19 protein-coding genes are annotated in these 19,031 nt (G+C 52.1%); 13 read left to right on the top strand and 6 right to left on the bottom strand.

The features are described 5' to 3' along the window. The first annotated feature begins 5 nt into the window (after positions 1-5). Positions 6-1,055: an NAD(P)-dependent alcohol dehydrogenase gene (locus HA51_RS08090; RefSeq protein WP_084934028.1), complete on the top strand. Its 1,050-nt coding sequence runs from the start codon at positions 6-8 to the stop codon at positions 1,053-1,055. Positions 1,056-1,095: 40 nt separating this feature from the next. Here the strand turns inward: HA51_RS08090 and HA51_RS08095 are convergent, their stop codons facing one another. Next, positions 1,096-2,013 carry a formyltransferase family protein gene (locus HA51_RS08095; RefSeq protein WP_084934029.1) on the bottom strand — a complete coding sequence of 306 codons (918 nt, stop codon included), beginning with the start codon at positions 2,011-2,013 and terminating at the stop codon, positions 1,096-1,098. A 143-nt stretch (positions 2,014-2,156) separates the two neighbouring features. Between HA51_RS08095 and HA51_RS08100 the strand changes: the two genes are divergently transcribed. Continuing rightward, positions 2,157-2,792, top strand: coding sequence for a DUF2268 domain-containing putative Zn-dependent protease (locus tag HA51_RS08100; RefSeq protein WP_084934030.1), 636 nt, complete (start codon positions 2,157-2,159; stop codon positions 2,790-2,792). Positions 2,793-2,877: 85 nt separating this feature from the next. Here HA51_RS08100 and HA51_RS08105 read toward each other — a convergent pair whose 3' ends face one another. Next, positions 2,878-3,318, bottom strand: a complete 441-nt coding sequence (locus HA51_RS08105) for an ester cyclase (RefSeq protein WP_084934031.1) — start codon at positions 3,316-3,318, stop codon at positions 2,878-2,880. A gap of 111 nt (positions 3,319-3,429) precedes the next feature. Here HA51_RS08105 and HA51_RS08110 point away from each other — a divergent pair, with 111 nt between their 5' ends. The 4 genes from HA51_RS08110 to HA51_RS08130 all read left to right on the top strand — a co-directional run bounded on the left by HA51_RS08110 (position 3,430) and on the right by HA51_RS08130 (position 9,235). Then, positions 3,430-4,341 carry a LysR family transcriptional regulator gene (locus HA51_RS08110; protein WP_084934032.1) on the top strand — a complete coding sequence of 304 codons (912 nt, stop codon included), beginning with the start codon at positions 3,430-3,432 and terminating at the stop codon, positions 4,339-4,341. 810 nt (positions 4,342-5,151) lie between these two features. Continuing rightward, positions 5,152-5,793 carry an aspartate/glutamate racemase family protein gene (locus HA51_RS08120; protein WP_084934034.1) on the top strand — a complete coding sequence of 214 codons (642 nt, stop codon included), beginning with the start codon at positions 5,152-5,154 and terminating at the stop codon, positions 5,791-5,793. Positions 5,794-5,930: 137 nt separating this feature from the next. Beyond that, the gene (locus HA51_RS08125) at positions 5,931-7,766 is read left to right on the top strand and encodes a methyl-accepting chemotaxis protein (protein WP_084934035.1); all 1,836 of its coding nucleotides are present in this window, start codon (positions 5,931-5,933) and stop codon (positions 7,764-7,766) included. Between the two features lie 392 nt (positions 7,767-8,158). Beyond that, positions 8,159-9,235 carry a diguanylate cyclase gene (locus tag HA51_RS08130; protein WP_084934036.1) on the top strand — a complete coding sequence of 359 codons (1,077 nt, stop codon included), beginning with the start codon at positions 8,159-8,161 and terminating at the stop codon, positions 9,233-9,235. Here the strand turns inward: HA51_RS08130 and HA51_RS08135 are convergent, their stop codons facing one another. Genes HA51_RS08135 through HA51_RS08145 form a run of 3 tightly spaced genes read right to left on the bottom strand, consistent with a single transcriptional unit; the run spans position 9,236 to position 11,686 of the window. Further along, entirely contained in the window at positions 9,236-9,694 is a 459-nt protein-coding gene (locus HA51_RS08135) for an OsmC family protein (protein WP_084934037.1), read from the bottom strand. A 43-nt stretch (positions 9,695-9,737) separates the two neighbouring features. Continuing rightward, positions 9,738-11,027, bottom strand: a complete 1,290-nt coding sequence (gene otnK, locus HA51_RS08140; RefSeq protein ID WP_084934038.1) for a 3-oxo-tetronate kinase — start codon at positions 11,025-11,027, stop codon at positions 9,738-9,740. Further along, the gene (locus tag HA51_RS08145; protein ID WP_084934039.1) at positions 11,021-11,686 is read right to left on the bottom strand and encodes an aspartate/glutamate racemase family protein; all 666 of its coding nucleotides are present in this window, start codon (positions 11,684-11,686) and stop codon (positions 11,021-11,023) included. Before HA51_RS08145 ends, otnK begins: the two co-directional genes overlap by 7 nt. A 204-nt stretch (positions 11,687-11,890) precedes the next feature. On the opposite strand from HA51_RS08145, the gene HA51_RS08150 reads away from it, so the two are divergent. Together HA51_RS08150 and HA51_RS08155 are read left to right on the top strand one after the other, a co-directional pair. Continuing rightward, positions 11,891-13,138 carry an alpha-hydroxy acid oxidase gene (locus HA51_RS08150; protein ID WP_084934040.1) on the top strand — a complete coding sequence of 416 codons (1,248 nt, stop codon included), beginning with the start codon at positions 11,891-11,893 and terminating at the stop codon, positions 13,136-13,138. A gap of 2 nt (positions 13,139-13,140) precedes the next feature. After that, positions 13,141-13,830: a substrate-binding domain-containing protein gene (locus HA51_RS08155; RefSeq protein ID WP_084934041.1), complete on the top strand. Its 690-nt coding sequence runs from the start codon at positions 13,141-13,143 to the stop codon at positions 13,828-13,830. On the opposite strand, the gene HA51_RS08160 is transcribed toward HA51_RS08155, so the two are convergent. Next, entirely contained in the window at positions 13,827-14,861 is a 1,035-nt protein-coding gene (locus tag HA51_RS08160) for a LacI family DNA-binding transcriptional regulator (protein WP_084934042.1), read from the bottom strand. The two genes, HA51_RS08155 and HA51_RS08160, sit on opposite strands and share 4 nt — an antisense overlap. 264 nt (positions 14,862-15,125) lie before the next feature. Between HA51_RS08160 and HA51_RS08165 the strand changes: the two genes are divergently transcribed. Genes HA51_RS08165 through HA51_RS08180 form a run of 5 tightly spaced genes read left to right on the top strand, consistent with a single transcriptional unit; the run spans position 15,126 to position 19,020 of the window. Next, positions 15,126-16,430 (top strand): MFS transporter, encoded by a 1,305-nt coding sequence (locus tag HA51_RS08165; protein ID WP_084934043.1) that lies wholly within the window; start codon positions 15,126-15,128, stop codon positions 16,428-16,430. Positions 16,431-16,440: 10 nt separating this feature from the next. Then, positions 16,441-17,079 carry a 3-oxo-tetronate 4-phosphate decarboxylase gene (otnC, locus tag HA51_RS08170; protein ID WP_084934044.1) on the top strand — a complete coding sequence of 213 codons (639 nt, stop codon included), beginning with the start codon at positions 16,441-16,443 and terminating at the stop codon, positions 17,077-17,079. Positions 17,080-17,111: 32 nt separating this feature from the next. After that, positions 17,112-17,381 (top strand): hypothetical protein, encoded by a 270-nt coding sequence (locus tag HA51_RS27495; protein ID WP_245840195.1) that lies wholly within the window; start codon positions 17,112-17,114, stop codon positions 17,379-17,381. Next, positions 17,323-18,261: a lactonase family protein gene (locus HA51_RS08175; protein WP_245840200.1), complete on the top strand. Its 939-nt coding sequence runs from the start codon at positions 17,323-17,325 to the stop codon at positions 18,259-18,261. The genes HA51_RS27495 and HA51_RS08175 overlap by 59 nt, the downstream gene beginning before the upstream one ends. 51 nt (positions 18,262-18,312) lie before the next feature. Continuing rightward, on the top strand, positions 18,313-19,020 hold the full coding sequence (locus HA51_RS08180) for a hypothetical protein (protein ID WP_084934045.1): 708 nt from the start codon (positions 18,313-18,315) through the stop codon (positions 19,018-19,020). The last annotated feature ends 11 nt before the right edge of the window (positions 19,021-19,031 follow it).

Here is a 19,031-nt window from a genome sequence, read left to right on the forward strand (position 1 = left end):
GCACTATGAAAATCAATGCATTAGTCGCACAGGATGCGGAAAAACCACTGGTATCCAGCCAGATCGCGCTACGTTCACTGCAACCGCAGGACGTTAAAATCGATATCCTCTACTGCGGTGTATGCCACTCCGATCTTCATATGGCGCGGAACGAGTGGGCGGTAAGCCGCTATCCACTGGTGCCAGGCCATGAAATCGTGGGACGCGTGGTAGAAACCGGCACAGCGGTCACAAACTTCAAGGTCGGTGATGTTGTGGGTGTTGGCGTAATGGTCGACTCCTGTCGCGAATGTCACTTCTGCCAACAGCAAGAAGAACAGTATTGCGAAGCCGGTTTTACGCCGACTTACAACGGTATCGATAAGCACACTGGCGACAGCACGTGGGGCGGCTACGCGCAGAATGTGGTGGTCGATCAGCATTTTGTGGTGTCAGTACCGCAAAACTTGCCACTGGCAGGTGTTGCACCTTTGCTCTGCGCAGGTGTCACCGTATGGTCGCCGTTACGTCATTTTAAAGTACAAGCGGGCGATAAAGTCGGCGTGGTCGGCTTAGGCGGCTTGGGTCATATGGCGGTCAAACTGGCGAGCGCGATGGGTGCGGAAGTCACGTTGTTCACCACCTCTCCGGAGAAGGGCGTTGATGCACGCCGTCTCGGCGCAAGCCGTGTTGTCGTGTCGCGTGATGATGCGCAGATGGCAGCGGCGCAAACCTCTCTCGATTTCATTATCGACTGCGTTTCCGCGCCACACGACCTCGATCCGTACCTCGCGACCTTAAAAACCAATGGCCGCCTGGTGCTGGTGGGGATTCCTGAGCAGCCTCATCAGTCTCCCGACGTGACGCCGATGGTGTTCCGTCGTTTAAGCATCAGCGGTTCATCGATTGGCAGTATTCAAGAGACGCAGGAGATGTTGGATTTCTGTGGCGAACACAACATCACAGCGGACATTGAATTAATTGCTGGAGAGACGGTGGAAAATGCCTTTGCGCGTATGCTGAAGGGCGATGTGAAGTATCGCTTCGTCATTGATATGGCGGCTACCCGCTGGTAAAAATCTTGGCGATTTCAGGCTGAAATCGCCAGATTAAAACTTAATCAAGCTGCGTTTTTGAACTGAGGGAAAAGTGCTGCACCAGTTGCGCCGCGTTGAGATTGTCATGGTGAGACAAACCCGCGGCGACAATTTCCAGTACATTCTGACCGCAGGCGACGTAAAGCGGATCGGTAGAAATGATCTTGCCCGGTGCATATTGATGCGGCTGGGCAACCACGCGACTTTTCCACACGATAAAGCGCTGCTCGCCAATGAGACTGTAAGCACCAGGCCATGGATAGGCTACACCGCGAATCAAACAATGAATCTCATCCGCAGACTGCTGCCAGTGAATCTGCCCATCCTCAGGTTTACGCTGTCCAGGTTCGCTCGCCAGACGCTCATCTTGGGCGCGCTCGATCAAACTTCCTGCCTGCAAGCCACGTAACCACTGCGGCATATGTTCGCGTGTAGTGCGCACCAGTTTGCGGTGCAGTGACAGCGCGTCATCTTCATCAGTAATGGCGACACGGTGTTGTGCCAGAATCGGACCACCATCAGGGGTGGGGTTAATACGATGCAGCGTCACGCCGGTTTCGCGTTCATTGCGAATAATGACCCAATTAAGATGGGCACGACCGCGATAGGCAGGCAGCAGTGAAGCGTGGACATTGAACGCCCCCTTTTTCGCCGTGGCGATCAACGCGGGGCAGAGTGCTTGCCGATATGACAAGGTGAAAATCGCATCCGGTTGCAGGGCAGCGACCTTAGCAACCCATTCTGGGGTATTGATATCATCCGCATAAAACACCGGGATCTGTTGCTGCTGCGCCAGCGTTTCGACCGAGTCAAAGAAGCTATTCTCCTGACTGGCCCCCGCATGGGTGAAGACGCAAGCCACTTCGCATCCCACTTCCTGCAAACTCTCCAGCGCTGCGCACCCCATTTCGTGATACGCATATAACACCACTTTCATAGTCCCGCCTGTGAATACTGATTAACGTTCGCTGCCAAGCATAGCAGGGGAAGATTATGCTTGGCTTAAACCACCGCATTTGAAATGTGTTCTGTTTTCTGCGCACTATATGGCCCCGTTTTATTGTTCTGGCAGGAGGCCAAATGCATTCCCTCGAACTTCATTTTATCAACGCCCGTCAGTCACTTTCCGCAAAACAGCATGAGATAAGCACGGCGTTGCAACATACGTGGCAGTTGGCCAATACGCATCTCGACTTTAATGCGTTAGATGTCGTGGTTAAAGCGGGACAGTTTGTGCTGGAGGGTAAGGGATGTCTGGGGTACACCCCGGAGCCAGGCCTGGTCTATCTCACTGTGGATCCGCAAAGTCAGGATCTTACGCAAGAGAGCCTTAGCCGCATGTTTGCTCATGAACTGCATCATGCCGCGCGTTGGGACGGCCCCGGGTACGGACGTACATTAGGCGAAGCGCTGGTGTCTGAGGGTTTGGCGGGTCACTTCTCATTGGATGTGTGTGGCGGCGAACCCGAGCCATGGGAAACGTTGGAGAGCGCGATGCTCAGCCCGTTTATCAACCGGGCTTTAGAACAGTGGTCACAACACTGGTACGACCATAATGCCTGGTTCTTTGGCTCGGGTGACATGCCGCGCTGGTGCGGATATTCACTCGGCTTTGCGTTGATAGCAGCCTATTTGCGTGACCATCCGAATCAAAACGCGGCTCGATTATCTGGCGAAGATGCATCTCAATTTCAGGCGTATCTTGTGCGCAGTTAGCATTCAACTGCAACCATGCATATGCGCAGTTAGCATTCAACTGCAACCATGCATATTGCATACTGCCGATATTATTGTTCCGACTTCACTGTGCCGGGAACTGGCCAATTTGTTGGAATAAAGCCATCCAATCTTCCATATGCCAAGTGGTGGTCACGCGCTCGCCGTTGAGTAAGTGAAACTCATGCAGGCGCACACTAATGCGACGGCCAGTTGGCGCAATCCCCATAAACTCACCTTGGTGCGTACCGGTAATTTCAGCGCGCACGGCAATCTTTCCAGGCTCCTGTAGCATGTCGTGCACGATGATGTTGATATCCGGGAACGCGGCGATAAAGCTTGCCAGCAAAGGTTTAAATCCTTCTGGTCCCGGACCTTGGCCTGGCGCCAGTGGGATGTCATCCCAATCTTGTGTAACCGCCAGATCCAGTAGATCGGGGTTCTTGTCACTAAAAGCACGATAGAGGTTTTCCACCGCAGTGCGTTCAGTTTGCAGACGTTGGTTGAGTGGTTGTGTCGCAGACATGTTCGAGCCCTTATTGGATTAGTTAACGGTGCATCTCACCGGCTTGTGCAGTATTCCTGAATCTGACACTATCAATCCAACAAATGATTGGTATAAAGTACTATACAAAATATGAATTTTGAAGGGTTCGATCTCAACTTGCTGGTGGCATTCAATGCCTTGATGCTGGAACGCAACGTCACTAAAGCTGCTGCGCTGGCTGGCGTGAGTCAACCGGCGATGAGTGCTGCACTCTCTCGTTTGCGTCGTGTCTTCGACGATCCGCTGTTTATCCGCAGCGCGGAAGGGCTATTACCCACGGCGAAAGCGCAGGAGATTGCGATACCGGTGGCCAATGCGTTAGGGCAGGTGCGTCATTTAATGAAGCCTGCGGAAGTCTTTGATCCCACCGCCAAGCAGCGCAGTTTTACCCTAGGGTTAACGGAGTATCCGATGCATGTGCTGCTACCAGCATTAACCAAAAAGCTGGCGGCAGTGGCACCAAATTGCACCGTTCATGTGCGTTATTTTATTGATCGTGATGAAGTTGTTGCACTACTCGATGCGGGAAAGATTGATATTGCCGTCGGTGTGCCACCGACCAAAGCAGAGAATCGCATTCTTTCCCAACCACTGTTACGTGATGACTTTGTGACGCTCGTGGGGCGAGATCATAAAGTCGCGCGTAAGGGTATGGACCTACAGGCATTTCTCTCGATGCGCCACATCTTAGTGTCACCGGAAGGCAACCATTACGGTTTGGTGGACCAGCAACTGCGTGAGCAAGGTCTGGCTCGTACCATCAGTCTGACGCTGCCCACCATGTTTACCGTGCCTGCACTCTTGCCGGGAACGGATTATGTGGCAACAGTGCTGCGCCGCGTGGGCACCACTTCAGCCAGACAAGGTGACATCATCATGTTTGAACCGCCATTGGCGCTGCCCTCTATTCCTTTTGATTTGCTTTGGCATCGCAGAACGCAGGACAGTGCGGCGCATCAGTGGTTACGCCAACTGATTAAAGACGTGGGAAACACGATTTGACTTCTCAGGCATTGTAAGTTTTAAGATTGGTTGCTACTAATTAAGTATGTTAAATATAAATGAACTCATTAAAAAAAGGTATCCTAAAAGAAATCGCCAGTTTCTTTTTATTACGAATGGAGAATACCTAAAGCTTCTGAATTTTTTAATGTTTAAGATTCGAGATTTAAGCTTTGTTTTTTCAGTGTCATTTAATGTTGATTCGTTTATTTTCATAAGAATGTTTTTTTCAATTTTATTGAAGGATCGATTCTTGGGTGACTTGAGTAGTTTTCCTGTAAAAAATGATATTGCAATAATAAAGGCAAAGAATTGAAAGTGTTGGTTGGTTACTCCCCAACAGCCAAGTGCAGTTAGGAAGGACCATTCTGCAACATGTTCGTGTTGCAAGTTTTTCCAAAAAAATTCATTTCATGAGCGTAAAGTGAGATGTCCTTTCTGATAATTAAATATGTATTAGAGGGCATGGGTATCCTTTTTTAAAACAGTAATAAAATATAATTTTAGAAGCTAGCACCATCATCATTTTTATTCAATGATTTTTTGTTGATGTTTTTGGTTAATTTGTGGCTTCTTAGGTGTTCGCAATGCTGGCATATATTGCATGGTTTTTTAGGTTGTAATTTTATGCATTCCTTGAGGTTGTTTTATTGATTTTAAATAGAGAGATGTGCCGTCTTAATAGTTACTAAAAGCAATAATTGCCGTTAATGCTTAAACCTGCCACTTTACTGTAAATAATCAAAACAGACCGCAGTTGGCCTTCCGCCGCTTTGCAAATCCTTTAACATCAGACCAGGAGTAACAGCCATGCTGGGGATAATCCGCGTATTAACCCATTCAGATCAGCACTTTGTCGAAGAACATGGTCGGCTGATTCATCAAGAATACGGGATCAACTCGATAAGCCGTGCTATCCCCGATCAGCACAAAGGCATTTTCGATGACGCCAGTGAAGCACTGGCGGTGCCAAAGATCGTCGCGCTCGGTCAGCAGCTGGAGGCCGACGGCTGCAATGCGCTGTTTCTCAGCTGCGCTGCCGATCCAGGCCTGGCGGTACTGCGCGATGCCGTATCGATTCCCGTCATCAGCGCCGGTTCGGCCTCGGCAAGTATTGCTCGCATGCTTAAACGCCCTGTGGCGGTAATGGGAATTGGTGCGGCGGCTCCTGCGCCTTTCCGCCAGCTGCTGGGTGAATCCGTGCGTTATGCGCGTCCGGAAGGGGTGCTGAACACCACTGATCTGTTAAGTGCAGAAGGTCGCGCCAGCGCCTTGGCCTGCGCTGATACTCTCTATCGCGAGGGCATCGAGGTGATCGCTTTCTCCTGCACGGGTTTTTCTACCATCGCGCTGGGTGACAGTATCCGCCAGCAGCTGGGGAAAGTGGCGGTGGATGCGGTGAGTGCAGCAGGCCTGTTTATCAGCCAGCTAGCCCCACAATCCGCGCGATAACCTGCTCGCGCCACCACCCGGCGGCGCATAACATCCTGTAATCGCTTTTTTGTGATCTCCGCGATAAACAAATCCCGCTTCGCTCCGATAACTCCCTTACCAGAATTTACAAAAACAACATTTGCAGGAGAGGGAACATGGGGCTGGTATCCCGTTTACGTAATGTGCGCATCACCCGAAAATTGTCAGCAGGATTTGGCATTGTGTTGCTGTTGGTGGCGTTGGCTACCGGAATCAGCGTGCAGCGCTTCACGGCTATTCACGACATTTACCAGAAAACCAACCTAATTTATGACATCAATATTGAGGTATTTCAGGCCAAAATAAACCGCCTCAAGTATCTGTATGGCGATGATAAATCGGGCAAAGTGATGGCTGATTACGTTACCCATGCCCAGCAGTTGAACCGCGAAGCTCAACAGCTCTCCTGGACTGACAACTCACGCGCCTTAGTGGATGAACTGGATACCCACCTTGCCAGTTTCCAAAACAGCATCGGCGCGATGACGCAAGCCACTCAGCAACTCAGCAGCCTGCGTGCCCAGCTTGATTCGTTGAGCCAGCAGGATATGACCTCACGTTACACTCAGCTGATCCGCACCCCGGTCACTAATCCCGAACTCACCAACCAGATTTACGAGCAGCTGTTTGCCATCAGCAATGTGCGCGAAGAAGCCTGGGCGCTGCGCTTTAATGTCACCGACACCTTGCGCAATACGCTGCAAATCCACTTCCAGCAAGCGGATCAGGGCATGAAAGCGTTGTTGGCTCAGCTGCCACCGGAACAGCAAGGCGGCTTTACTGCACTGTGGCAGGACACTGAACGCTTTAAAGATCTCAGCCTGCAAGCGGCAGACAGCTATGGTCAACTGCGTAGCTCAGAAGACACGGTAAAAGTGGCAGGAGACAAGAGCAGTGCGGTGATCAAAAAGATCATCAGCATTGTGAAGGAACGCAACGACGAGTTAGCTAACGGTTCAGCGACCTTATCCCTGTTGATTGGTGGCCTGGCGATTCTATTCGGTGTGCTGGTGGCGTGGTACATCATCCGCCAAATCACGCGTCCGGTATTCCATAACCTTGAACTGGCGGAGCGTATTGCCAGCGGCGATCTCAGTTCGCAATTCACCACGGACCGCCACGACGAATTGGGCAAGCTGACATCGGCCATGGGCCGTATGAACGACCGTTTGCGCAGTATGATCGGTGACGTACTGAGTAGTGTCAGCAGTGTGTCGCAAGCAGCCAGCGAGATTAATCAGGGTAACCTCGATTTGTCATCGCGCACTGAGCAGCAGGCGGCGGCCGTCGTTGAAACAGCGGCAAGCATGGAGCAGTTAACCGCTACCGTGAAAAACAACGCTGAGAACGCCCGTCAAGCCAGCCAGATTGCGGCCGAAGCCTCGCACAACGCCAATCAGGGCGGTAAAGCGGTGCGTGACGTGGTCAGCACTATGGGTGAAATCTCTGATAGCTCGAAGAAAATTGCTGACATCACTGCCGTCATTAACAGTATTGCTTTCCAGACCAATATCCTTGCCCTCAACGCCGCAGTAGAAGCCGCGCGTGCCGGTGAGCAGGGGCGCGGCTTTGCCGTGGTAGCGAGTGAAGTGCGCAATCTGGCGCAACGCAGTGCCGGTGCAGCAAAAGATATCGAACAGCTGATCAGCGAATCTGTCAGCCGCATCAGCAACGGCCATCAACAAGTGGCACGTGCGGGTGAAACCATGGATCAAATTCTCGGCAGCATCGCGCGCGTGAATGAGATTATGGAGGAGATTTCAGCAGCCTCGGATGAGCAAAGCCGTGGTATTGAACAGATTGCGCGAGCCGTCGGTGAATTGGACACCACCACCCAGCAAAACGCCACGTTGGTCAGTGCCTCCTCGCATTCGGCGAATTCGCTGGAAGAGCAAGCGATGATGCTGGAGCGACTGGTGGCGCAGTTCCGTCTGCAGGGAGTAGGGCGCTAAATCTCATAGATTGCCAAAAAGGGATCTCATTTGAGGTCCCTTTTTACGATTTAGCATAGTGCTACTGGCGTCGGCTGATAGTGGTCCTGATTTATCTTGAGATGGGTAAGGTGTTGACGCAGTGAAATTTGAATTAGTCTTTAATAAATACTAATTAATGTAATGGCTTACGATTAATAATCACCTTGTTGAATTATCGATAAGGTTATGAACTTAACGCAAATTATCAATAAAATCAGTACCATCTAGGCACTCCTGCATTTGTTTATTGATAGCATCGAAATTTTTTTCGCTAATTTCTAAGCGCAAGGTAAATATTCTTAAAATAATCCGATCCACCCTCCCTTTTTCCCGTTACACTGCATTTCTTGTCTGTCAGATTTCTCCTATGAATGAATTATTACTCGCCTGATGATAGCCACCTGAAGCGTCGTTCAGAACGCTTCGTGCGTCGTATGTTTATCATGCGACAGCTCGGCACAATTTTATGTTTCTTCCCGATCCTCTCCGTATTGATGGAGATGCATCGTGGCGCGGCGTTTAGCGCCCTGTTATTCGTGAATGCATTTATCTGGCCGTGGCTCGCTTATCGCCGAGCCCTGCGCGCTGAAGACCCTACCGGTACTGAACGGCATAACCTGACGCTGGATGCCGCGTTTGGCGGCATTTGGGTCGCGCTAATGGCACTTAGCCCACTTCCCTCATTTGTGATCATGGCGGTATTGGCCTCGGACCGCTATGCGGCGGGTGGTGCGGCCCAGCTTATCGCTGCCATGCAGGCCTTTCTCTGCGCGTTCATTTTGGTTTGGCTAGTGGATGGCGCCGGGGTAAATCTGTCGTTTAGCACCCAGACGGTGTGGCTGACGCTGCCGCTGGCGACCTGTTATATGCTGGTATTGAGTGTCACCTCGTACAATCTGACCTGGCATTTGCGTAAACGAAACCGCGAGCTGGAACGCATCGCGTTGATGGACCCCGGCTTGGAAATTCCTAACAGACGCTTGTTTGAACGACGTCTGGAGAGTGAGTTCCTCAGCACCCGTCGAGGTGATAGCACCGGGTATCTGTTGCTGATGGATCTTGATTATTTCAAGTCCGTCAATGATACCTGGGGTCATGAAGCGGGCGATTTTTTGCTGGCAGAGATCTCCGCTCTGCTGCGCAAAGTGGTGGGATTACAGGACATTCCGGCACGTTTTGGTGGTGATGAACTGTGCGTGATTGTCCATCACGCCACCGATGAAACCGTGGTGGCGCTGGCCGAGCAACTCAAGGACAAAATTGCGCAGGTACGTTTACCTGCATCCGCAGATTTTCATTGTTCCGTGAGTATCGGGATTGCGTCAGCTTCCGGCGCGGAGTCACTGCGCCACTGGTTACGCCATGCAGATGAGGCGTTATACGAAGTGAAACGCGCCGGGCGCAACGGGGTGCGTCTGTGGCAACCCCCGCTGGCCGGCGCGGCGTAATTATTCGAAGGTGGGTTCGCAATCCACCGGGAAGTTGAGTGAATTGGCGATGTAACAGGCTTCATGAGCCTGATGATGAAGCGCGCTTGCGCGGTCCGCATCTGCCGGATCGCGCAACGTAATGTGCGGTTTCAGTGTGATTTGAGTGAAACGTCCTCGCGCGCCTTCTTGCATGGTCCCCTCAGCGGCATCCTCATAAGCTTCAATGATGATGCCCGCATCGGCGCATAAATGCAGATACCACAATTTGTGACACGCAGAGGCGGAGGCTAACAGAAGTTCCTCAGGATTCCAGCGCGTAGCATCGCCACGAAATGCCGGGTCGGCGCTCAAAGGCATCGTGGGTTTGCCATCTGCCAGCATCTCACCGTTACGATCGTAAGCCGTATAAGAAGACGTGCCTGTACCGCGATTGCCAGTCCAGCGCACGGTAACCTGATAATGGTGTTCCTTGGCCATACCTCTGTTCCTCAACATGTCACGTAATTATAAGTGGGATAACTCACTCTATTTTATCAAGATGATTATCGCCACTTAATGTGTTCAATGCATGTTGAAAGAAATCTCTTCTGCCAAAATTGCCTGACTTGAGTGCTAGCGCCAGTGGCTGAGTTGAACGACTAAACAAGGCGGGAACGCCAGGATCGATCTCATTCCCCACCTCCAGTGAGCCAAGGTTCAGAGCACTGACCACCGCACCTGACGTTTCTCCACCGCCAACCACTAACCGCCGAATGCCTGCTTCATAAACCAGTTTGCGCGCAGCATCACCGAAGAGTTGATCGAGACGCTGTGAAATACGCTGTTGACCATATTGTTCCTGCGCTTTTTTCACGCTAAGTGGATCGCCGGATGAGTAAACCAGTGGGCAGTCTGCCTGATGATCAAGAATAAACTGCACAATATCCTCGGCAGTGATGTTGTTTTGCATCACCTGCTGGATGTCCAGCGCTAACACCGCGGAATGCTGCTGATGGGCTTCTATTTGGCCGCGTGTGGCGCCAGAACAGCTGCCAACCAAAATCGCACTTAACCCGTCCACCGCAGGATGTTCCTGGCTCCCACCTTGAGCCAGACCCGCTTTAATAAAGTTGTGCGGTAACGCTAATGCAATGCCAGAACCCCCGCTGATCAGGGGCAATCCAGCCGCTGCTATACCAATAATGGTGAGATCGTGGTCGCTTAACGCATCTACAACCACTAATTTCACCTCATCATCATTCTCAAATTGCTGACGAAGTGGCTCGCTGCCCTGAGCCACGTGCTGCCAGGCAATATGGCCAACAGGCGTGACAGCTTGTTGCGCTAATAAGCGACGAATATCCGCATCTTTCATCGGTGTGATGGGATGATGCTCCATGCCTGACTCATTCAACGGACGGTCGTGGACGAACAAATTGCCCTGATAAACCGTACGTCCCATGGTGGGGAAGGCCGGACAGACAATGACCTTTTTTGCCTGCAAGCGCGCGGTGAGTGCATCCAGTACCGGGCCGATATTGCCCGCGGCAGTGGAATCAAAAGTTGAACAATACTTGAATATAATCTGTGTGCAGCCCTGATCGAGTAACCACTCACAGGCTGCCAGCGACTGCTCAACGGCATCGGCTGCGGGTATAGACCTCGATTTGAGCGCAATCACTCCCGCTTCAACAGTTGGAGCAGCAGGGTGCTCAGGCACGCCAAGATATTGCGTCGTGCGCAATCCGCCTTCACCGGTTAACCCCTTGGAGAGTGTCACTGCAATATCACTGGCACCGGTAAAATCATCAGCAATAACGCCAATCAGCATGATGTTTCTCCCAGCGCGGCGCGCAATTTTTTCACTGCAGCATGCGGTGCGGTCAGGACGGGCACTGACACGCGCTCCCGGACGGCTTCAGCAGCTTGCGAGGTAGAAAAGTGCGCGAGCATAATCGCATCACAGTGGCTTAGTTGAGGGGCATATTCGGCCACCAACCGATTATGGCTGGCAACATCACCCTGGCGCAGTAAATCGATCGCATCGGGTACCAACAGGGTTTCCAGTTTAGCGTCAGAACCGCACTGAGCCGCATAGTGATCAAACTCATCGCACATGGTGACCAGAGAAGGGCCGAATGTCGCCAACATGCCAATATGTTTGCCTGACTGAAGCGCGGATTCAAACATTGCTTCGTTCGGCTTCAGTACGGGGATTGGCAGGTCTGCGGCCAGTTGTTCTATTGCCGGGCCAAATGCTGAACAGGTGACTAAAATGCCTTGTGCTTGCATGGCGTAGGCATAGTGCCCGAGCGCGACAAAGCGTTCGATGAGCTCAGGGGTTAATTGCTCGGTTTTCGCTCGGTCAATTGTCAAACCATCATCCAGCAAATTCACGATTTCCGACTCTGGCCATACGTCTTTGAAAGCTTGCTGAATAGGCGGCATGGCGACTGGGGTGGCATGCAGTAAAACGATTCGTTGGCTCATGTTTATCTCCGTTAGCTGCCATAGGCTCGATGTACTACAGAACACCATACTCAGATAAAAATTAAAATGTAAGGGCTTACATTTTGCTTGATATGGTGATGATGATCACATAAAAAATCTGAGCGTCTGTCAGGATATAAAACAGAAAATTTTTGGCCATAAGCAATTTTGATAACGCTTACTTTTTAAATGTGAGAACGCGCTATGACGACTCGTGGAGAGACCACTGCTATCAACATCGTACAAAAACCGGAAGCGCAGACGCGTCCGGTCAACACTTTGCCGCGTCATTTTCGCGACCTTCTGGCCTTAGAGGATTTTGAACGCCACGCGCGTAAGCGCTTGCCGAATATGATTTTTCAATATGTTAAGGGAGGAGTTGAAACAGGAAGGGGGCTTGCGGCTGCCCATGAGGCTTATCAGCAATATCACTTCGTTCCGCGCATGTTCCGTGATGTCTCGGGGCGCGATCAACATGTTGAGCTGCTCGGGCATAACTGGTCGCTCCCCTTTGGCGTCGCCCCACTCGGAGGAGCCTCCTTTGTGAGCTACCGGGCTGACCTGATGCTGGCCAAAGCCGCGCGTGCTAAGAATGTGCCAATGATACTCAGTGCGTCATCCTTGATTCCCCTGGAAGATATTATTGCCGCAAACCCTGATGCCTGGTTCCAGGCTTATCTCGCGGGGGACCAGCCACGTATTGACCGCCTGCTCGATCGAGTCGAGCGTGCGGGTTACAAAACGCTGGTGGTGACGGGAGATACCCCAATGTTGGGCAACCGTGAGCACAACACCCGCAGCGGCTTTAGTATGCCCATCAAAATCACCCCGAAAGTCATGTGGCAGAGCGCTATCAGTCCACGCTGGCTATTGGGCACCGTGGCGCAAACCTATCTCCGTCATGGCGCACCGCACTTTGAAAATACCGATGCTGAGCGCGGTCCACCGATGATGTCCAACAAGGTGCGAAACACCAACGCACGTGACAAGTTGAGCTGGACGCATGTGGAAGCTATCCGTAAAAAATGGAAAGGCAATTTGGTGGTTAAAGGATTGATGTCGCCTGAAGATGCCTTTATCGCGCGTGATTTAGGCGCAGATGCCGTGATTCTCTCGAATCATGGGGGCCGCCAATTGGATTACACCATCCCGCCATTGCATTCCTTGCCGGAGATTGCGGCTGCCAAAGGCAATATGAAGGTGATCATCGACAGCGGCATCCGTCGTGGCACCGATGTCATGAAAGCGATGGCGCTAGGCGCTGACTTTGTCTTCTTAGGTCGGCCTTTCCTGTACGGATCGGTTATCGGTGCACAAGCGGGTATTGAGCATGCTATGCATATCCTGCGTGATGAAATTGATCGCGATATGGCGCTGCTCGGCGTCACCCGGCCTGATCAACTGAATGCTGCGTTCTTGCGCCGCGCACCCCTGTTTGCCCGTGAGGATTAAGCATGGAGTTAACCATCTACAGCGCGCTTGCGTTAAGCGCGCCTTTTGAAGTGCTGTTAAAACAGTGGCAAAGCCTGCAACCCGACCATCGGTTGGCAATACGCTGGCACCCCAGCACCCTCATTGAACAAGAAATACGGCAAGGAGCCAAAGCCGAGGCGATCATTGCCACGGTCGAAACGGTCGATCGACTCATTGAAGATCGCTTCGTGGATGCCAATAGCCGGGTTGAAGTGGTGGATTCTCCCATTGGCATTGCGGTGAAGTCTGGCGCGCCAAAACCGGATATCAGCAGCCGGGAGCATTTAATCGACAGCCTGGTGGCCGCACGTTCGGTGTCATGGTCAGAAGCAGGGGCCAGTGGTCAATGGTTTTCACGGCTGATTAAGCAGTTGAATATCGATGAGACTTTACGTCAACGCGGAACGGTGATTCCGGCCGGATTTACTGCCGAGCAACTGATCAATGGCAAGGCGGATATCGCGGTACAGCAGATCAGTGAACTGCTGATGGTGCAAGGCATTGATATTGTGGGGCCATTGCCGCCGGGCACTCAGCAACCCATCTCGCTTTCCGCTGCGCTGCTGCAAGAGGCAACCTATCCTAAAGAGGCGGCTGCCTTTCTTGCATGGCTGAAAACCCCGTCCGTCACGCAGGTCTTCAACCAGTTCGGTATGTTACGCCGCGATTAACGCTCTTGTCGGGGCACAGAACCGGTGCTGCCCCGAACAATTAACTCTGTTTGGATCACCGTATGTGTCTGTGCTGGCAGGCTATTGAGCGTGTTTAACAGGAACTGCGCGGCGTGTTCGCCTATTGAAGCCAGGTCAACGCGCATCGTGGTCAACGGATGCTCAAGGTGCTCGGCATATTCGTAATCGTTAAAGCCCACGATGGAAATATCATTCGGAATACGCAGGTAGCGTTCGCTCGCGGCGCGCATGGCGCCAAACGCCAGCAGGTCATTACCGCAGATGATGGCTGTGGGCGGCTGCGGCCCATCCAGCAGGCGAAACACCGCTTTACGTGCGTCATTCATGCTGAAAGCGTTATCAATCAGGTGGCTATCCGGTAATGCCAGTCCGTGGCTCTCCAGTGCGCGCCGCGTCCCTTTCAGACGCTCCGAGACGCGGTCGTTTGACGGCGGGGTGCCGACGATCACCGCGAAACGTTGGTGACCCAGAGCTAACAGATGATTGGCAATCGTCTCAGCGGCGCCTTCGCTATCATAGCCGACGCAAGGCTTCTCATGATCCAGTGAGAAGGTCTGCACACAGGCTATCTCTTGCTGCTGAATCCTTTCCCAAAGTTTGGGGTGGTGGGTATGGCCCACCAGCATCAAGCCATCAATGCCGTACTCAATCAGCTTGTTCACTTCTTTAAGCTCAGTATCCGGGTCGAAGTTGGAATTGGCCAACAGCAACGTATAGCCCGCCTCATGAATTAACTGCTGAAACGCGGCCAGCGGGCGAGAAAAGGTTTCTGTGGCGAGGGTAGGGACCACGGCACCAATCGTCATGCTGCGGCGAGAAGCCAGGGTTCGCGCAGCGCGGTTAATCACATAGCCTAACTCTTCACACGCCTTTTCTACCGCCTCACGACGGGCGACTTTGACTGTGCTGCTCCCGTTTAAAACGCGTGACACCGTGGCCGTTGAGACGCCAGCGAGACGCGCAACATCTTCCAGTGATACGCGGCCAGATCCATTTTGTTTCTCACTCATCAAGTCACTCCTGCAGAAAGAGTGAGCTTGCCCACAAAAATCACAGGCAACTCACAATCAGTTTTGAAAGCGCTTACTTTTGGCTTGACTGTATTTTGTAATCGCTTACTTTTGACGACATGTTATCAGGTTGGGGTCACCCGCTCACGATTTATTAACCGATTTGTGACGAGTTGCTCCGCATTTTAACCACTACGTTGGCCCTGCAGCCCGATACGCCGCAGAACCTCTGTTACTTACAAATAAATCATAAAGGAATTCACCATGCGCAGATATCCACGAATTCGCTGGTTGATGATCGTGTTCTGTTTTTTTGCCATCGCCATCAATTACATCGACCGCATCAACCTTGCCATCGCGGCGCCGCACATCAAAGCGGATTTGGGACTGGATGACACCAGTATGGGGCTGGTGCTGGGGGCATTCTTCTGGACATATGCATTGATGCAGATTCCGGCCGGGCGTCTGATCGACCGTTTAGGTGCCCGTGCCGGCTTGGCACTGGCAGTGGGCTGGTGGTCGCTGTTTACGGTGTTCACTTCATTCGGTAAAGGATTTACCTCGTTGTTCGCCGCGCGTTTGGCGCTGGGTATCGGTGAAGCGGGAGGTAACCCCGGCTGTGTCAAAGTGGTTTACAGCTGGTTTCCAAAAAAACAGCGAGCAACCGCGAGTGGCATCTTCGATGCGGGCCCACGCGCGGGCAGTGCGCTGGCCTTGCCATTGGTGGCTTGGCTTATCAGTACCTGGGATTGGGAAACGTCATTCGTTGTTACCGGCGCATTAGGTCTGGTGTGGGTGGTTATCTGGCTGGTGTTCTACCGCGAGCCGGAAGAGATGAAAGGACTCGACGAAACCGAGCGACAAAACCTGCTCGAGGATCGTGCCGCGCCGGTACTTGAGGGCAATGCAAAGGTCGATTTGTGGTCATTGTTCCGCCACCGCAACGTGTGGGGCATGATGATTGGTTTCTTCTGCATGAATTTTGCCACTTACTTCTTTGTCACCTGGTTCCCGACTTACCTGACCGTGGCCCACGGTTTCTCGCTGAAGGAGCTGGGCACGCTGGGTGCCATCCCGGCCTTGATGGGGATCCCGGGAAGTTTACTGGGCGGCGTGACCTCGGATGCGCTTTACCGCAAAGGCTTTAGTCTGACTACCGCACGCAAAACCTGTCTGGTATTCGGCATGCTGCTGTCATCGGTGATTGCGTTCGCGGCGTTTACCGACAGCATCACGGTGATCTTGACGCTGTTCTCCATTACCTATGCGGGCCTTGCTTTCACTGCCGCCAACATCTGGACACTGCCTGCTGATGTGGCACCTGCCAGTAACTACGTAGCGACACTGGGCGGTATCCAGAACTTTGCTGGCAACCTCGCAGGTATTGTGACGGCCTCCTTTACCGGCTTGATGCTGAGCCTGAGTCACGGTTCATTTGTCGTACCGCTGCTGGTGGCGGGGGGCATCTGCGTGGTGGGTGCGCTGACCTTCATGTTTGTCCTCGGCAAGTTAGAGCCACTTCCGATTACTCCCACTCGTAAAAACCCCGTCGTTGCGACAGCCAAATAAGGAGAGCGTGATGCAAAACGAACAATCTTTACGTGAAGAGATTTGCCAGGTCGGCGCAGATCTTTTCAATCGCGGCTACACCACTGGCACCGCCGGTAATATCAGCGCCCGTCTGGAAGATGGTTGGTTGATTACGCCAACCGATGCCTGCCTGGGACACTTGCAGCCTTCGCGTATTGCCAAGGTTAATCGTGATGGTGAGTGGGTTTCAGGTGATAAGCCCTCAAAAACGCTGCTTCTGCATCGTCAGATTTATGACCGCAATCCTGAGGCGCAAGGCGTGGTTCATACCCATTCCACTCATCTGGTACAGCTGACGCTGGCTGGCGTCTGGCAGCGCGATAGCATTCTGCCACCGTTAACACCTTACCAGGTGATGAAAGTGGGGCGTATCCCGTTGATCGCTTACCGTCGCCCGGGCCATGCCGAAGTGGCGGAGCAGGTCGCTGCATTGGCGAACGATGTGCGCGGCGTGATGCTTGAGCGCTTAGGTCCGGTGATCTGGGGAACTTCGGTTTCGTCGGCCAGTTTCTCTCTGGAAGAGTTAGAAGAAACGGCACGTCTTTGGCTCAACTGCACAACGAAACCGGCGGCATTACCGGAAAGCGCAGTGTTGGAGCTGTGCGAGCACTTTAAAACACGCTGGTAGTCACAGGCTGTACCCTACAAAAGAGATAAATAATGAAAAAAACGCTAATTGCAGCAGGCATGATGCTCTGCGCTTCAACGGTCATGGCGCAAGAGACGGCATTCGTCTACGTATCAAACGGTGACAGCGGTACAGTAACCGCCTATACGCTGAATAAAGCCAAGCAGACGCTCAGCCCCATTGGTGAATATCAAACCGGGTTGAAGAGTATGCCAATGGTGGTGTCGAAGGACAAAAAAAACGCTGTATGTCTCGGTACGCAGTCAGCCTTATCACGTATCGAGTTGGCATATCGCCTCTGATGGCACGCTAAGTCATTTTGCCGATACTCCGTTGCCGGAAGCGATGGCCTATATTGCGCTGGATAAGACGGGGCGTTTCCTCTTGTCATCTTCGTACGGCGGTGATTTGTTCAGTATTAACCGCATCGCCAATGATGGAAAAGTGGAAAGCGCACCTGTCCAGGTGGTTCACACCGGCAAGCGTGCTCACTCGATCCAGACTGACCCCAGCAACCACTATCTCTATGTGCCATTGCTGGGCGCAGACCAGATGTTGCAGTACCGTTTTGACAGTCAAAGCGGCAAAGTGACAGCCAATACGCCGGCTTTTGTGAACATTCAGCGAGAAGCTGCAACCGGGCCGCGCCATTTTGCTTTCGCACCGAAACCGGACGGGCAGGGCGAGCAGAATCTCTATTTATTAACCGAGATGGCAGGCAACATCTCGCGCTTGACGCTGAATAAAGATGGCACGCTGAACGAACATGAAGCGACACCCTCACTCGACCCGGCGATTGCCCGCACCATGCAGCGCGGCGAGGCGCGTCCACTGACTGGCGATGATGATCTGCCAAAGTCAGAAAAACCGCGTTTATGGCAGGCTGATATTCATATTACCCCAGACGGACGCTTCCTTTATTCCACCGAGCGCACCAGCAGCAATATTACCGCTTTCCATATTTCACCGGACGATGGTCATTTAAGCTTCATTAATAGTACCAAAACGGAAGCGCAGCCCCGTGGATTTGCTATTGATAACTCAGGCCATTTCTTAATCGAATCAGGACAGAAATCAACACAGGTGGCGCTCTACGCGATTAACCCGGCAAGCGGAAAGCTTAATTTGCTTGAGCGAGCGCCAACCGGGAAGGGTGCAAATTGGGTGACGATTGTTGAGTGAATATCACTCGCTTAATGTCATCTGCTATTCGTTATTTTAACAGGAGTCGTAATGTCTATTGTTCGCAAAACGATCACCAGTACCTTGATGTGCACCGCAATCTTTACTGCCAGTCTGCAAGCTCAGGCAGCTGAAAAAGTTGTGGCTACTGATTTGGAACCTCTGCACCATGTTATTTTGGAAAATAAATATGTGACGGTCATGCGGGTATTAATCCAGCCCGGCGAGTCAACGTTGTTTCATGAACAACATTTGGACTATGTCAATACACATATCGAAGGCAGTCCGGTAAAAATCGAATATCCCGATAAACCGGTTAATAATACTGAGATGAAAACCGGCAATGTTAAATTTGGTGAACATCAGGGTAAATCTGATACAGATAAAGTCACCAATACCGGTACGAATGTTAATCATCAAGTCGCGTTTGAAATTAATATTCCTGGCCCCCAACATTTTGGCGGTGCCAATCGTCCAGCGGGTGAAGCGTTCCAACAAGTATTAGACAAGAAAACCGTCAAAGGGTGGAAGGTTACCCTGAAACCCGGCGAGAGCAGTGGCGAATATACCCAGCATGGGCCGGGCGTTCGCGTCTTCTTCACCGAAGGGCGGATATTACTTGCTGACGACAAGCATCCGAATCGAGTGAAAGAGCTATGGGTTCATCCGGGAGATGCTTTTTTAACCGAGCCTGGTAAAGTCGATATTACGGCGGCCAGTGGCGAAAATATCATCTTTAATGATTATGAACTGTTATAGCACTGTTTGTA

It is taken from the genome of Pantoea rwandensis, assembly GCF_002095475.1.
Lineage (GTDB): Bacteria > Pseudomonadota > Gammaproteobacteria > Enterobacterales > Enterobacteriaceae > Pantoea > Pantoea rwandensis.

Coding starts and splice junctions, on each gene's coding strand:
- HA51_RS08090 (WP_084934028.1), top strand. CDS start 6: ATGAAAATCAATGCATTAGTCGCACAGGATGCGGAAAAACCACTGGTA.
- HA51_RS08095 (WP_084934029.1), bottom strand. CDS start 2,013: ATGAAAGTGGTGTTATATGCGTATCACGAAATGGGGTGCGCAGCGCTG.
- HA51_RS08100 (WP_084934030.1), top strand. CDS start 2,157: ATGCATTCCCTCGAACTTCATTTTATCAACGCCCGTCAGTCACTTTCC.
- HA51_RS08105 (WP_084934031.1), bottom strand. CDS start 3,318: ATGTCTGCGACACAACCACTCAACCAACGTCTGCAAACTGAACGCACT.
- HA51_RS08110 (WP_084934032.1), top strand. CDS start 3,430: ATGAATTTTGAAGGGTTCGATCTCAACTTGCTGGTGGCATTCAATGCC.
- HA51_RS08120 (WP_084934034.1), top strand. CDS start 5,152: ATGCTGGGGATAATCCGCGTATTAACCCATTCAGATCAGCACTTTGTC.
- HA51_RS08125 (WP_084934035.1), top strand. CDS start 5,931: ATGGGGCTGGTATCCCGTTTACGTAATGTGCGCATCACCCGAAAATTG.
- HA51_RS08130 (WP_084934036.1), top strand. CDS start 8,159: ATGAATTATTACTCGCCTGATGATAGCCACCTGAAGCGTCGTTCAGAA.
- HA51_RS08135 (WP_084934037.1), bottom strand. CDS start 9,694: ATGGCCAAGGAACACCATTATCAGGTTACCGTGCGCTGGACTGGCAAT.
- otnK (WP_084934038.1), bottom strand. CDS start 11,027: ATGCTGATTGGCGTTATTGCTGATGATTTTACCGGTGCCAGTGATATT.
- HA51_RS08145 (WP_084934039.1), bottom strand. CDS start 11,686: ATGAGCCAACGAATCGTTTTACTGCATGCCACCCCAGTCGCCATGCCG.
- HA51_RS08150 (WP_084934040.1), top strand. CDS start 11,891: ATGACGACTCGTGGAGAGACCACTGCTATCAACATCGTACAAAAACCG.
- HA51_RS08155 (WP_084934041.1), top strand. CDS start 13,141: ATGGAGTTAACCATCTACAGCGCGCTTGCGTTAAGCGCGCCTTTTGAA.
- HA51_RS08160 (WP_084934042.1), bottom strand. CDS start 14,861: ATGAGTGAGAAACAAAATGGATCTGGCCGCGTATCACTGGAAGATGTT.
- HA51_RS08165 (WP_084934043.1), top strand. CDS start 15,126: ATGCGCAGATATCCACGAATTCGCTGGTTGATGATCGTGTTCTGTTTT.
- otnC (WP_084934044.1), top strand. CDS start 16,441: ATGCAAAACGAACAATCTTTACGTGAAGAGATTTGCCAGGTCGGCGCA.
- HA51_RS27495 (WP_245840195.1), top strand. CDS start 17,112: ATGAAAAAAACGCTAATTGCAGCAGGCATGATGCTCTGCGCTTCAACG.
- HA51_RS08180 (WP_084934045.1), top strand. CDS start 18,313: ATGTCTATTGTTCGCAAAACGATCACCAGTACCTTGATGTGCACCGCA.